The sequence below is a fragment of the Acinetobacter pittii genome, assembly GCF_022449185.1.
GTDB classification, from domain to species: Bacteria; Pseudomonadota; Gammaproteobacteria; order Pseudomonadales; family Moraxellaceae; genus Acinetobacter; species Acinetobacter pittii_I.
In genome coordinates this window covers 278,705-293,350 of the sequence record NZ_JAKUKO010000003.1, presented here as the reverse complement: position 1 = coordinate 293,350, position 14,646 = coordinate 278,705, and the positions used below count along the sequence as shown (strand labels likewise).

12 protein-coding genes are annotated in these 14,646 nt (G+C 41.2%); 9 read left to right on the top strand and 3 right to left on the bottom strand.

Annotation, left to right across the window (positions count from 1 at the left end):
• Nucleotides 1-126: 126 nt before the first annotated feature.
• The 5 genes from MKX14_RS10060 to MKX14_RS10040 all read left to right on the top strand — a co-directional run bounded on the left by MKX14_RS10060 (nucleotide 127) and on the right by MKX14_RS10040 (nucleotide 6,258).
• On the top strand, nucleotides 127-1,812 hold the full coding sequence (locus MKX14_RS10060) for an arylsulfatase (RefSeq protein WP_240282373.1): 1,686 nt from the start codon (nucleotides 127-129) through the stop codon (nucleotides 1,810-1,812).
• A 25-nt stretch (nucleotides 1,813-1,837) separates the two neighbouring features.
• On the top strand, nucleotides 1,838-2,791 hold the full coding sequence (locus MKX14_RS10055; RefSeq protein WP_240282397.1) for a formylglycine-generating enzyme family protein: 954 nt from the start codon (nucleotides 1,838-1,840) through the stop codon (nucleotides 2,789-2,791).
• Nucleotides 2,792-2,803: 12 nt separating this feature from the next.
• Entirely contained in the window at nucleotides 2,804-3,991 is a 1,188-nt protein-coding gene (locus MKX14_RS10050; RefSeq protein ID WP_240282372.1) for an OprD family outer membrane porin, read from the top strand.
• Between the two features lie 233 nt (nucleotides 3,992-4,224).
• Complete coding sequence (locus MKX14_RS10045) at nucleotides 4,225-5,301, top strand: aromatic ring-hydroxylating oxygenase subunit alpha (protein WP_240282371.1); 1,077 nt, start codon at nucleotides 4,225-4,227, stop codon at nucleotides 5,299-5,301.
• Between the two features lie 12 nt (nucleotides 5,302-5,313).
• On the top strand, nucleotides 5,314-6,258 hold the full coding sequence (locus MKX14_RS10040) for a PDR/VanB family oxidoreductase (protein WP_240282370.1): 945 nt from the start codon (nucleotides 5,314-5,316) through the stop codon (nucleotides 6,256-6,258).
• A 41-nt stretch (nucleotides 6,259-6,299) separates the two neighbouring features.
• Here MKX14_RS10040 and vanR read toward each other — a convergent pair whose 3' ends face one another.
• The 3 genes from vanR to mhpT form a co-directional block, all read right to left on the bottom strand.
• Nucleotides 6,300-6,992 carry a GntR family transcriptional regulator gene (gene vanR / locus MKX14_RS10035; protein ID WP_005802836.1) on the bottom strand — a complete coding sequence of 231 codons (693 nt, stop codon included), beginning with the start codon at nucleotides 6,990-6,992 and terminating at the stop codon, nucleotides 6,300-6,302.
• Between the two features lie 123 nt (nucleotides 6,993-7,115).
• Nucleotides 7,116-7,571 (bottom strand): MarR family winged helix-turn-helix transcriptional regulator, encoded by a 456-nt coding sequence (locus tag MKX14_RS10030; RefSeq protein WP_014206159.1) that lies wholly within the window; start codon nucleotides 7,569-7,571, stop codon nucleotides 7,116-7,118.
• A gap of 70 nt (nucleotides 7,572-7,641) precedes the next feature.
• Nucleotides 7,642-8,874 (bottom strand): 3-(3-hydroxy-phenyl)propionate transporter MhpT, encoded by a 1,233-nt coding sequence (mhpT, locus tag MKX14_RS10025; RefSeq protein ID WP_240282369.1) that lies wholly within the window; start codon nucleotides 8,872-8,874, stop codon nucleotides 7,642-7,644.
• Nucleotides 8,875-9,122: 248 nt separating this feature from the next.
• Here mhpT and hcaA point away from each other — a divergent pair, with 248 nt between their 5' ends.
• The 4 genes from hcaA to hcaD all read left to right on the top strand — a co-directional run bounded on the left by hcaA (nucleotide 9,123) and on the right by hcaD (nucleotide 14,634).
• Nucleotides 9,123-9,962 (top strand): p-hydroxycinnamoyl CoA hydratase/lyase, encoded by an 840-nt coding sequence (hcaA, locus tag MKX14_RS10020; RefSeq protein WP_169538806.1) that lies wholly within the window; start codon nucleotides 9,123-9,125, stop codon nucleotides 9,960-9,962.
• A 37-nt stretch (nucleotides 9,963-9,999) separates the two neighbouring features.
• Nucleotides 10,000-11,451 carry an aldehyde dehydrogenase gene (gene hcaB / locus MKX14_RS10015; protein ID WP_240282368.1) on the top strand — a complete coding sequence of 484 codons (1,452 nt, stop codon included), beginning with the start codon at nucleotides 10,000-10,002 and terminating at the stop codon, nucleotides 11,449-11,451.
• An 82-nt stretch (nucleotides 11,452-11,533) separates the two neighbouring features.
• On the top strand, nucleotides 11,534-13,420 hold the full coding sequence (gene hcaC, locus MKX14_RS10010; RefSeq protein ID WP_240282367.1) for a feruloyl-CoA synthase: 1,887 nt from the start codon (nucleotides 11,534-11,536) through the stop codon (nucleotides 13,418-13,420).
• 74 nt (nucleotides 13,421-13,494) lie between these two features.
• On the top strand, nucleotides 13,495-14,634 hold the full coding sequence (gene hcaD, locus MKX14_RS10005; protein ID WP_133480663.1) for an acyl-CoA dehydrogenase family protein: 1,140 nt from the start codon (nucleotides 13,495-13,497) through the stop codon (nucleotides 14,632-14,634).
• Nucleotides 14,635-14,646: the final 12 nt, after the last annotated feature.

The following is a 14,646-nucleotide window of genomic DNA, read 5'->3' as shown; positions in this document are numbered from 1 at the left end:
AATATTTTTATGGATCCATATTAAAAAATCTATTATGATCGATTCCAGAGCATTTTTTAGCCAAAAAAGCTCAGTTTATTTCCAGGAAATGCAAGATGCATTTAGAAACTTCAAAGGATTGTTGTTATGAAACTCAAAAGAGTAAGCCAGCTTACATTGGGACTTTTTTTTGCCAGCCAATTGTTTTACACAACCCAAGCAGCACCTCCAAAAAATCAACAACCACCCAATATCATGATTATTTTGGCCGATGATCTTGGCTTTTCAGATATTGGCGCTTATGGCGGCGAAATTAAAACCCCTCATATTGATAGCCTATTAAAGCAAGGAAAAATGCTTTTTAATTTTCATGCTTCATCAATGTGCTCACCTACCCGTGCACAGCTTATGACAGGTGCAGATAACCACTTGGTGGGTTTAGGTGCAATGTATGAAACATCAAAACGACAAGAAAAATTGGTTGGAGCCGACAGCCCGCGTGCACTCCTCAAAATTGATGGCTATTCAGGGCACTTAACGCAAAATGCTTACACACTCGCAGAGATTTTAAAGACAAAAGATTATTACACCTTCATGGTCGGTAAATGGCATTTAGGCTATGCTCCTGACCAAAACCCTAAAGCCCGTGGTTTTGATCAATCTTTTGCTCTGCTCGATGGCTTCGATTTACACTTTAAAGACCAACCTAGAAACTATCCGCGTAATACCCAATACACAGAAAATGGCCAAAAAGTCACACTGCCTGATAACTACTATTCGACCGACTTTTTTACACAAAAAGCTTTTGAGTATTTAGACAAAAATAAAGCGCAAAAACCATTTTTTGCCTACCTAGCCTATACCGCTCCACACTGGCCACTACAAGCACCCGCTCATTATAGAGACCTATACAAAGGTAAATACGATCAAGGCTACGATGCAATTCGTAAGCAACGCTTTCTTAGACAAAAGCAATTAGGATTAATTCCTGCAAATGCAGAATACCCAGTCGAACGTGGCAATCAAGCTTTAGGCACCAAAAGCTGGAATGAACTCACACCACAAGAGCGCAAATACGAAGCGCGTAAAATGGAAGTTTATGCAGGCATGGTCACTCAGTTAGACGACCGCGTGGGCGATGTCATTCAATATCTTAAAAAGCATCATTTATATGACAACACTTTGATTGTGTTTATGTCAGATAACGGCGCTGAGGGTGGTGATCATAATTTCCCAATGGGTGATGCCGACAATCGCTATGAAAATATAGGCAATGCCAGCTCATATATTTACATGGGGCCACGCTGGGCCGAAGTGAGCAGCACACCATTTACCCATTGGAAGTCAGCTGCTTCAGAAGGTGGTGTGCGAGTTCCATTTATTGTTAAATCGCCTGTGCAAATTTCTAAACAACGTGGAATTAACAATAACTTTGCGACAGTCAGAGATATATTCCCAACTGTTATGGAACTCGCGGGTATTCAAAATAATCAGGTTTATCCAACTTCAAGCACCAAAATTAAACCGTCTGGTTTTAGTCTGATCCCTGCTTTTAAAGATAATACTGCCCGTATTCGTCCTGTTAATTATTATGACTTTAAAGAATTACATGGCAGCCGCTACGCTAAAACTGAGGAATGGAAACTTGTTGAAAACTCGCCTTCTAAATTTAAAAGCCATGGCTGGGAACTCTACAATTTAAAAACAGATTTTAATGAACAACATAATGTTTACGCAGAACATCCTGAAATCGTTAAAGTCTTAAATGACAAATATTTAAGATATGCCGATGAAAATGGTGTTGTGGATTTTGAGCAATACAACAAAAAGTAGAGAAAACCAGATGAAACAGATCATGATGCTTTCATCGTTCCTCTTACTTTGTGCATGCCAAAAAACCACGCCTCAACTAGAACAGACCAACTTGCCCGACTTAGGCACTAAAGCTAAATGTTCTTCTTATTCGGGCCTTCCTTCGGGATGGCCTAACAATAAAGAAGCAGGCATGGTTAAACTTCCTCAAGGAAAGATTGTTTTAGGCACCACACAAGGTTATGAAGATGAACGCCCATTAAACTTACAGGCAACTTCAGTTCCCGCTTTTTTAATTGATGCAACTGAAGTCACCAACGCTCAATTTCAAGAGTTTGTTAAACAAACGGGTTATGTCACCGATGCAGAGAAGCAAGGCGGCGCAGCTATGTTTGTACAACCAGATCATCCAGTTGAAGAATTACAGTGGTGGAAATTTGAAAAAGGAGCCAATTGGAAACACCCATGGGGCTTAAACAACCCTAAACAACCCGCGCCTCATGAGCCTGTCCGTATGGTGACATGGAATGATGCCTACGCTTATGCAAACTGGCTAGGTCATGACTTACCGACCGAACTTGAGTGGGAATATGCAGCCAAAGGTTTTCAGCAAAGTTCCGATATTGGCCCGACCCACGAAGGCCATATTGTAGCTAACTTCTGGCAAGGCGAATTTCCTTATAAAAACATTCAGGAAGATGGTTTTAAGGATGTTGCCCCTGTTGGTTGTTTTAGCAAAAACCCATTTGGCTTATACGACTTGATTGGCAATGTATGGGAATGGACGCAAACACCCTATACAGGTCCAAGAGATCACCATATGGGAGATCCATCGAAATATCGGCAAAGTCATGAACAGATTTTGCAATACACGATTAAAGGTGGGTCTTATTTATGCGCAACCAATTATTGCGCGCGTTATCGTGCTGCCGCAAGGCATCCACAGGAACTCGACCTTGCCACCAGCCATGTCGGATTTAGAACAGTAAAACGCTTTTAAACGGATTTAAAAATGAAGCATATTTTTATTTATGGGATTTTATTCTCAGGGACAACTCTTGCCTGTTGTTTAGCTCACAGTGAAGTAGATGTTAATTTTCAAAATACACTCACACTAAAAACATTCAACTTCGACAGACAATATGAAAATGGTACTAGTCCCGATACTCATAGCTTGAGCCAAGGCTTGATTTATCGTGGTGACTGGTCAACCAAGCTTAATAATGTACAACTACACCTCAATCCAAGCATCCAATATGCATATCGCCTAAGTAACGACCAACACACCAACGATATGGTCATACCCTTTGACCCCAACACCAAGAAACAAGCACAAGACTACGTTAAATATGGCTTAGGTGCTGGAGTTGAATATCAAAACTTTCGCATGAATATAGGTGAAATCACTCCCGACTCACCACTTACTCCACAAGTCGATACACATCAATTACGCGTGAACTATAAAGGCTTAGAATTAAAATATAAGACACCGCAACAAAATTTCGAGCTGGGTTTGATTAACCGTTATTCACCAAAAAATGAGGAGGACTACCACAAACTTGCCATTTCAAAACATGAATCTGACGGACTCTATTTCTTTCAATGGGACGGCAAAACACCTAGATATCATTGGAAATTTTATAATGGTTACTTAACAGATCTTATCAATCAAAGTTACCTTGCTTTTGATTATCAATGGACAAAGCAGCACACCACAAAATTACGTGTGTTTCGCCACGACGATGTCGGTAAATCAAAACTTGGTGAATATGACAATACATCTGTAGGCGCCATGCATTTTATCAAACATGGCAACTTTACAACTGGAATTGGCTACCAAGAAAACTTTGGCAAAGATGGTATTCCAAAACTCGACAATATACCTATCCCCCACATGATGAACTGGACCTTAGGTGCGTTTACCAAAGCAGATGAAAAGTCTTATCACTTTGTTGCTTCCTATGACTTTAAAGACTACATCAAGGGCCTAAAAGTGACCTATAAATATATTTATGGCGACTCTTTTCAAACGATGAATCAAAATGATTTTGAGCAAGAAAGTGATGTGTTGATTCAGTACGACCTAAATGCTTGGATTAAAAATCTTAAATTTCTTTTCTTAAATATTAACTACGACACCAAACATGGCAAAAGTCTGGACGAACAGCGCATGATGCTTCATTACACAGTTAATTTCTAAATCTCTACACTCCCATAATGGCTTAACCACAGCCATTATGGATCCAAATTAAGATGAATAAAAATTTAGCCTCTAAAATTCAAAGTAAATACAAAAGTCTTTAATAGCAATTAAAAATATACAAAACAACCAAACCTAAAGATCAATATTTTTAAAAAATATACTGCCTATCAATTGACCAATATTTTTATTTATTATAAATTGGATCCAATAAGTGATAAGGAGTCGTCACAATGTTTATTAAAAATGCTTGGTATGTTGCCTGCCGCCCAGAAGAAATCCAAGACAAACCATTAGGTCGCACTATTTGTGGTGAAAAAATTGTTTTTTATCGCGGTAAAGAAAACCAAGTTGCAGCCGTTGAAGATTTTTGTCCCCATCGTGGTGCCCCACTTTCACTTGGCTATGTCGAAGATGGCAACCTTGTATGTGGTTATCATGGCTTAGTGATGGGTTGTGACGGAAAGACCGTCTCAATGCCAGCTCAACGTGTAAATGGTTTTCCTTGCAACAAAGCATATGCAGTTATTGAAAAGTTCGGTTTTATTTGGATATGGCCGGGCGAGAAAGCTTTAGCAGATGAAGCAAAACTGCCAACTTTAGAATGGGCAGATCATCCTAAATGGAGCTATGGCGGAGGCCTGTTTCACATTCAGTGCGACTATCGCCTAATGGTCGACAACCTGATGGATTTAACCCACGAGACCTATGTTCACTCAAGCAGTATTGGGCAAAAAGAGATTGATGAAGCCCTGCCAGTCACTAAAGTTGACGGTGATCATGTCATTACCGAACGCTACATGGAAAATGTGATCGCACCTCCATTTTGGCAAATGGCCCTTCGTGGTAACCACTTAGCAGATGATGTACCTGTTGACCGTTGGCAACGTTGTCACTTCTTTGCTCCAAGTAATGTTCATATTGAAGTGGGTGTAGCGCATGCTGGAAATGGTGGTTATCACGCACCAAGTGACAAAAAAGTTTCCTCAATTGTGGTTGATTTTATTACACCAGAAACTAAAACCTCACACTGGTATTTCTGGGGAATGGCGCGTAACTTCCAGCCAGATAATGCTGAACTCACCGATCAAATTCGTGAAGGCCAAGGCAAAATCTTTACTGAAGATTTAGAAATGCTGGAGCAACAGCAGCAAAACATTTTAAACAATCCACATCGCAAGTTACTGATGCTCAATATCGACGCAGGCGGTGTCCAGTCTCGTAAGGTCATTGACCGACTCCTTGCCGAAGAAAATAAAACGCCTCCTGAAACGTCCACACAGAAGTTTCCAAACATTCGGATTATTTAAAGGAGCATGAACATGGACGTTATCATTCAAAAAATTCACCAGCTCACCCCGACTATTCGTGCATTTGAATTGGTTGCAGCAAATGGTACGGAGCTGCCGAGTTTTGAAGCAGGTGCACATATTGATGTGCACCTGAAAAATGGTCTAACCCGTCAATATTCACTTTCAAACTGCTGCACTGAAAAGCATCGCTATGTCATTGGTGTTTTACATGATGCCAATTCACGCGGTGGCTCACGTTGCATCCACACTGAATATCGTGAAGGCGATCATTTAAAAATTGGTGAACCGCGTAATTTATTTGAAATCCATCCTAAAACAAAACAAGCGGTTTTATTTGCGGGTGGTATTGGTATTACCCCTATTTTGTCGATGGCGTATCGGCTTAAGTCGGCCAATATTCCTTTCGAATTGCACTACTTTGTTCGTAGTCATGAAATGATTGCCTTCTATGGCAACTTAACTGAGCACTTTGGTGACCAAGTCCATTTTCACATTCAAGATCAACCCGACACCGAATGTAATATGGCAGAGGTTTTAGGCCAAGCTTCATCTGATAAACACTTATATGTGTGTGGACCTACAGGGTTTATGCAGTTTGTCATGAGCTCGGCTGAACAAGCGGGTTGGCATAGTGAACAGTTACATCAAGAGCATTTTGTCGCGCAAAAAGTAGATACGTCTAACGATGAAGCTTTTACCATCGAAGTAAAAGGTACAGGCCGTCGAATTGAAGTACTACCAGAGCAGACTGCTACTGAAGCATTAATTGCAAATGGTTTTGATATTCCTGTTTCATGTGAACAAGGCATTTGCGGGACCTGTATTACCCGCGTAGTAGAAGGCACGCCAGATCATCGGGATATGTTTATGACCGATGAGGAACATGCATTGAATAACCAGTTTACACCCTGCTGTTCTCGTGCAAAAACTAAAAATCTTGTAATTGAACTTTAACTCTTGAGTTCCTTTATTCAAAAATAAAGGAACATTTCACCTTAAGCGCTGAGAACATTTCTTAGCGTTTCACCCAAAATCACCACACTACTGTGTTCACGCATTAAAGTTTCAGCACGCCCTGCCTGACGATGTACCAATGCATCGAAAATCGAACAATGCTGTAAATGCGCATAGTGCAAACGACGATATTCCGATAAAGCTTGGTTCTGGTCATAGGTAATGGCTTGGGCAGACGCCATCGGCAATTGATTGTTTTTCGCTAAGGCTTGGATGAGTGCGACGTTTTGCGCACCTTCAATAATCGTGTCATGAAAAATGACGTTGAAATGGTGATAACGTTCCAGTTCAGCATCACCAAACTCGTCTGTTTCATTAAATAGTTTTTCAGTTTCTTGAATGCAATGTTGCAGTGTCTTTTTCTGCTCTTCGCTTAAGCCTTGTTCTGCCAAAGTTTTTGCAGCCAACCCTTCCAGCACACCGCGCACTTCGAGCGCATCATGAACGAGTTGTTCTGAAATTTCACGAACCGTGTAACCACGAGTTGGGTTTTTAATAAGGAGGCCTTCTTGCTCGAGCAACCGAAAGGCAATACGAACAGGCTGCCTTGAAACACCAAGTAACTCGGCAGTCGGAATTTCGGCAATTCTGGCACCGCCTTCAAGTTCCCCTGAAATAATCATTTTTCTTAGTTTAAGTAAAACTTGTTGTCCTGAAGACATTCGCTGCCACACATCACCAAAAACGTCACTTCGATGCTAGCAAGTTCATTTGTAAAATGAAATAAATTTTCTGTGCGAATCAGTGCTTAAACCATTTGTACAGCGTTTAATAAATTAAATTGCAACTACACTTGATCAAAGGTTCTTAAGATTATTGACCATAATATCGAGATTATTGCGGATTAAATAAGCTAAGTTAATATCAATGCCTTCAAGCATTTTTTCTTCAACTTTTAAAACCACTTCATTGCATTTATTTAACTTTTCAACACCACTTTCGGTCAGGGTAATTAAAATACGGCGGCCATGTGTTGGGTCAGGTTTTTTCTCAATCCAACCATTCACCAGTAAATCTTGCAAAATTTTGTTGGCTGATTGCGGCTTAATGAAAGAGCGCTCAGCAAGCTTGGCATTGGATAAATTACTTTTTGAAGCTAAAACAGAAAGTGCAGTAAATTGCGGCAAGGTAATTTCAAGCTCTTTTAAATGTTCTGTTAAATGTTTACTAATAATTCGGTCAACACGAGCAATCATATAACTTAATTTAGGCTCATCTTCTACTTTTTTTGGAACTAAATTCGAACGTACCATAACCTTTCATTCATCATAAGAAAATCTGTAGTGAAAGTATGAGGTTCTAACCCCATACTTTCGTTAAAACTTAGCGAGCACCTGAGCTTTGCACTAAATGTACAGGCTGTTTAGGTTTTTTGACAAGAAGTAATGCAGAGATCGCTGCAATTAAAATCACTGGAATGCTTGAACCAATCACGATGGTCGAGCTTTGTCCAAGCGAGAGTAAAAACCCTGCCATTAAAGGCCCTGCAAACGAACCAATACGGCCAATTGCAACTGCTGAACCTACACCAGTTCCACGCATTTCAGTTGGATAATACATAGCAGCCAGACCATACAGCGCCGATTGTCCACCCACAATGAATAAGCCACAACCCACTGCCGAAAGTGCAAGTAAAGCCACTGTCGGAGAAATTGCTAAACAGCATAGCGAAAATAAAATGCCGAGATAAATCAGCTTAATCACAAAGCTCATGCGTAATTTATCAAGCAATACACCCATGAGGATTGAACCTAAAATTCCGCCAACGTTGTAGCCCATCTGTACATAGTTTGCCTGGAGTTTTGATAGGCCTTGCGCGCCCATCAGCAATGGCAACCAGTTCAACAAGAAATACAGTACCACTAGCGTGCAGAAAAAACTGACCCAAAGCTGAATGGTTGACATACGACGCTCTTTCGCAAATAAAACTTCCAAGAATGGTGTGGTTTTTTGCGCTTGAACTTTACGTTGCAGGTAATCATTTGACTCAGGTAAAAAGCGCACAATCAGTGGAATGAGTAAAATAGGTGCAATCCCACCAATATAGAAAATATGACGCCACTCTGCATCGCCTGCCAACGACATCGCAACCACAGAAGTGAGTAATCCGCCAAAAGGAATGCCGCTATACATAATACTCACTGCGGTGCCTTTGTGCTGGTCAGGAACAGCTTCAGAGGCAAGTGTAATCATCATCGGGAGTGCCCCACCCATTCCTAAACCTGTACAAAAACGAATGAGCAATAGCAAACTAAAGTTAGCAGCATAAGCCGTTAGCAAAGACATAATTCCAAAAAGTAAAATACTAAAAATCAGAATTTTCTTACGCCCGACAATATCAGCAAACCGACCGCCTAATATTGCACCTGGTAACGTCCCTAAAATTGCAGCACTAAACGCCCACGCCATCTGGGCATTGTCCAACATAAACTCAGCCCGCATTCGTGGAGCGGCTACCCCCATTGATTGAAGATCAAACCCTTCAAAAATTGCTATGGCAAAGCACAGTAGCAACGTGATTTTTGCCCTTGAAGGCTGTCCTGATATTTTTTCCATTGTGTTGTCCTTTATTGACTAGTCGTTCCATTTAGCCCTTTGTGTATTGTTGTTTAAACACACCAAAAATATCAGTTAAACTTACTAAAAAATCAACATATTTTTATATTAAATTAATTTGAAAAATAATTAGTACTTAAAATACAATGAATTAAAAAATATTTATGAAATTTTATAAAAAAGACTTGAATGTAAGTTTAACTGATATTAGATTAAATCCCAGAACAGCTAAAAATCATTCAAGGAGTATGAAGATGAGTTATGAAAACCGCTGGGAAACAGTAGATGTCAAAGTTGAAGATGGAATTGCATGGGTAACACTAAACCGCCCAGAAAAGAAAAATGCCATGAGCCCAACACTCAATCGTGAAATGATTGATGTGCTCGAAACTCTTGAGCTTGATCAAGATGCGCGTGTTTTAGTTTTGACTGGTGCTGGTGACTCTTGGACAGCGGGTATGGATTTGAAGGAATATTTCCGTGAAGTCGACACTCAGCCTGAAATTTTCCAAGAACGTATTCGCCGTGACTCTTGTCGCTGGCAGTGGCAACTTCTTCGTATGTATTCAAAACCAACCATTGCTATGGTCAACGGCTGGTGCTTTGGAGGCGGTTTCTCACCTTTAGTGGCTTGTGACCTAGCAATTGCAGCAGATGAAGCAACTTTCGGTTTATCTGAAATTAACTGGGGTATCCCACCGGGCAACCTTGTAAGTAAAGCAATGGCAGATACCGTAGGTCACCGTGCATCTTTGTACTACATCATGACGGGTAAAACCTTTAGCGGTAAAGAAGCTGAAACCATGGGCCTTGTCAATAAAAGCGTACCGCTTGCCCAATTAAAAGCAGAAGTGACTGAACTTGCAAATTGCTTACTTGAGAAAAACCCTGTGGTTCTTCGTACAGCTAAAAATGGCTTTAAGCGTTGCCGTGAACTGACTTGGGATCAAAACGAAGACTACTTATATGCCAAACTTGATCAATGTATCCACCGCGATACAGAAAATGGCCGCCAAGAAGGTTTGAAACAATTCTTAGATGAAAAATCAATTAAACCGGGTTTACAGAGTTATAAACGTACTGGTTAACTTTTGATACTTTAATGGCAATGTAAGGACGCAACCCATGCAAAATGTACAGTTACTTATTCACGGTCGATCTGTTGATGCATCAAATCAGGCAACTTTTGAGCGTATTAGCCCAATTGATGGATCAGTAGCCAGTAAAGCTGCTGCCGCAACACTGGAAGATGTTGACCGTGCAATCGATTCGGCACAACAAGCTTTTAAAGTATGGTCGAAACTCTCGCCTACCGAGCGCCGCTTACGCTTATTAAAAGCAGCCGATTTAATGGACCAAAAAACCGAGCAATTCATTCAAACTGGAATGCAAGAAACAGGTTCAACTGCAACATGGTATGGGTTTAACGTTCACCTTGCTGCCAATATGTTACGTGAAGCAGCAGCGATGACCACACAAATTGACGGAAGCTTAATTCCATCAGATGTGCCGGGCAATCTTGCGATGGGTGTACGAGTTCCTTGCGGTGTCATTGTTGGCATTGCACCTTGGAATGCACCTGTCATTTTGGCAACGCGTGCGCTTGCTATGCCTTTGGCTTGTGGTAACACGGTTGTGTTAAAAGCATCGGAAGCCTGCCCAGCAACACATCGTTTAATTGGTGAAGTGTTACATGAAGCAGGTCTGGGTGAAGGTGTGGTGAATGTGATTACACATGCCGCAGAAGATGCGCCACAAATCGTAGAGCGTTTAGTGTCTCATCCAGCCGTGAAGCGCATTAATTTTACCGGTTCAACTAAAGTCGGCAAAATTATTGCAGAGACTGCTGCTAAATATTTAAAACCTGTTTTACTTGAATTGGGTGGTAAAGCCCCTGTTGTGGTTTTAAATGAGGCTGATATTAATGAAGCCGTAAATGCAGTCGCTTTTGGAGCATTCTTTAATCAGGGTCAAATTTGTATGTCGACCGAACGTGTTTTAGTTCAAGACAATATTGCCGACCAATTTATTGAAAAACTGATTGAAAAAACCCGCTCTATTCAGGCAGGTAATCCAACCTCAAAAGACAATGTACTCGGTGTTTTAGAAAGTCGCCGTGCTGCAAGCCGTATTCAGCATTTGCTAGAAGATGCCCAAAACAAAGGGGCTGACTTACCTTTAGGCATCCATATTGAAGACACCACCATGCAACCGACGTTGGTGCTCAATATTAAACCTGACATGCTGCTTTACCGTGAAGAATCATTTGGCCCTGTATGCACAGTTCAACATTTTTCAAGCATTGAAGAAGGTGTAGCACTGGCAAATGACAGCGAGTTTGGTCTGTCTTCGGCAGTGTTTAGCCAAAATATTTCACAGGCATTAGAAGTTGCTCAACAGATTGATTCGGGTATTTGTCACATTAACGGCGCAACCGTACATGACGAAGCTCAAATGCCATTTGGCGGAACAAAATCGAGTGGTTACGGACGTTTTGGTAGTAAAGTCTCTGTTGCAGAATTTACCGAACTACGCTGGATTACTATTCAAACCCAATCACGTCATTACCCGATTTAGTCAGGCTAATGCGAACACAGACATATTAAATAAAAATTGCATGATGCAAAAAAATAAAGCGCAGTGATGCGCTTTCCATGGAGTGAAAGAAATGCAAATGAATGCCACTCAATCACAAGACCGCGAACGGTTCGTAAAATTAGGGCAACATGATATTCATTATCACCATAAAGATGACACGCTCTATATCAGCCCAAAAGAGCAATTAAAACCGTATCCACAAAAACTGACAGATCGGTTAATTCATTTTGCACAAACCAAACCAGACCATATTTTTGCAGCAAAACGCAATGCTCAAGGAGAATGGGTCAAACTGAGTTATGCAGAAGTTTTACAACGCGCATGGCACATTGCTCAAGCTTTACATGATCGTAATTTAAGCCAAGAAAGACCACTGGTTATTTTAAGTGGTAATGATCTCGAACATTTAACACTCTCTATGGCTGCCATGCTGGCGGGTGTGCCTTTCTCTGCTATTTCCCCTGCCTACTCTCTGATTTCTCAAGACTTTGGCAAACTTAAACATGTGTTTGAAGTGCTCACTCCTGGTATGGTCTATGCCAGCGATGGACAAGCCTTTGCCAAAGCCATTCAAGCATGTATTACATCCGATATTGAAGTGGTGACCAATAAAGGGATTGTGGGCGATCAGATTTGCACATCTTTTCAATCGCTTTTAGATATGCCAGTTTCAAATGTTCAAGAATTTTATCAGACCCTTGATGAAAACCAGATTGCCAAATTCTTATTTACATCAGGTTCAACCAAATTACCTAAAGCTGTACCGACCACACATTTAATGTTGTGTGTTAATCAGCAAATGCTATTGCAAACTTTCCCTGAGTTTGAAGAAACGCCGCCTGTCCTACTCGACTGGCTGTCTTGGCACCACACATTTGGCGGCAGTCACAATGTCGGCATCGCACTCTATAACGGTGGTACGATTTACATTGATGATGGCAAACCCGTTACCGGAAAATTTGACGAAACTATTCGTAATCTCAAAGAAATTTCTCCGACAGTTTATTTAAATGTGCCAAAAGGTTGGGAAGAACTCACCGAAGCCTTAGAAAAAGATGAAGAATTAAGAGACCGCTTTTTTGCCAAAGTTAAAATTCTATTCTTTGCAGGTGCAGCGCTTTCAGAAGCGGGCTGGAACAGGCTCGATAGAATTGCTCAGCAACATTGTGGAGAAAAAATTCGTATCATGAGCGGACTGGGCATGACTGAAACTGCACCATCTTGCGCTTTTACAACTGGCCCACGTGTGATGGCTGGCTTTATTGGCTACCCTGCTCCGGGATGCGAAATTAAACTAGTTCCATGTGGTGACAAACTTGAGTTTTGCGTTCGTGGCAAACATGTCATGAAAGGCTATTGGCGGTTAAAGGCGGACCAGCAAAGCACTATTTTCGATGATGAAGGCTTTTTCCATACAGGCGATGCCGTTCGTTTAGTCGATGTCAATGATCCAACCAAAGGACTGATGTACGACGGACGAATTGCCGAAGACTTTAAACTCAATACGGGTACTTTTGTGAATGTGGGCACACTACGCAACAAAGTACTGATTCAAGGTAATTTACTGATTCAAGATGTTTGTATTAGTGGTTCAAACCTGAATGCTGTTGGTTTTCTGATTTTTCCAAAATTAGAAGCTTGTGCTCAATATGCAGGTCTTAAGCTTGGTGATCATTCTGCAACAGAGATATTGCAGCACCCTAAAGTCCAGCAATGGTTCCGCCAATTTTTAACGACCTTTAATAAAGATGCGACTGGCAGCTCAAATACAGTCTCAATGCTTTATTTAATGACCGAACCACCTCAACTCGATGCAGGCGAAGTGACCGATAAAGGCAACCTCAATCAAAGCAGTATTACCAAGCGTCGTGCAGCTTTAATTGATGAACTTTATCAAAAGCAGACTGATAACCCGCTGATTATTCGGGTGCCCACCTTAAAGCAATAAGCAATTGAAATAGAAAAGAAAGCTCAAATTTCGGTTTGAGCTACAGCCTCACTTTTGCCTAAAAAAGGTTCAACATGCCACACGATACAGAATTTGAACTATTTCGGGACAGCTATCGCAGGTTCTTAAAAGAACAGGTTGCCCCGTATTATGAACAGTGGGAACACGATGGCCTTATCCCACGTGAACTATGGCTTCGTCTTGGGGAAAATGGCTTTTTGTGCGTCGATGTACCCGAGGAATATGGCGGCTACGGTGCTCCTGTTCATTACTCCCTCATGCTGGTTCAAGAAACTGCTCAAGCTGGCTTTGCATCTTTGGCAGTTGCCATTGGCGGGCAAAATGAGCTGGTCTCTCCTTATCTGCAAAATATTGGAACTGAAGAGCAAAAACGTTATTGGTTACCCAAAATGGTGACAGGCGAAGTTGTCACTGCAATTGCCATGACCGAAGCCAATGCTGGTTCAGACTTACAAGCCATACGCACTCAAGCGATTTTAGAAAATGACCACTATTGTATTAATGGTTCAAAAACGTTTATTTCAAATGGATTGCATGCCGACCTGATTGTTCTGGTGGCGAAAACCGATCCGCAAGCCAAAGCAAAAGGCATTTCGATTTTTCTAGTTGATGCTGCTTTAGACGGCGTTAAAAAAGGCCGTTCATTACAAAAAATCGGGCTGCATGCCCAAGATACAGCCGAATTATTTTTTGATGATGTTTGTGTGCCTGCAACTCAGCGTTTAGGTGAAGAAGGACAAGGCTTTGCTTATTTAATGCAAGAGTTACCGCGTGAACGTTTGAGTATTTCTATGATGGCGTTGGGGTCAATTTTAGGCGCCATCGAACTAACCAAAGACTATGTATTAGAGCGTAAAGCTTTCGGACAACCTTTAAGCCAAATGCAAAACACACGCTTTGTGCTCGCAAACGCGCACATCAAAGCAAAAGCCGCTCAAGCTTTTGTAGATCAATGTGCGGCGCTGTATCAACAACACCAGTTAAGCGTCACTCAAGTTGCCGCACTGAAATGCTTTATTACCGATGCTCAATGTGAAGTGATTGATCAATTACTTCAGCTTTTTGGTGGCTACGGTTACATGCAGGAATACCCGATTTCACGCTTTTTTGTGGATGCGCGGGTACAAAAAATTTATGGGGGAACCAATGAAATTATGAAAGAAATCGTCGCCCGAGAACTGCTCGGAAAATAATTCGATTTAAAA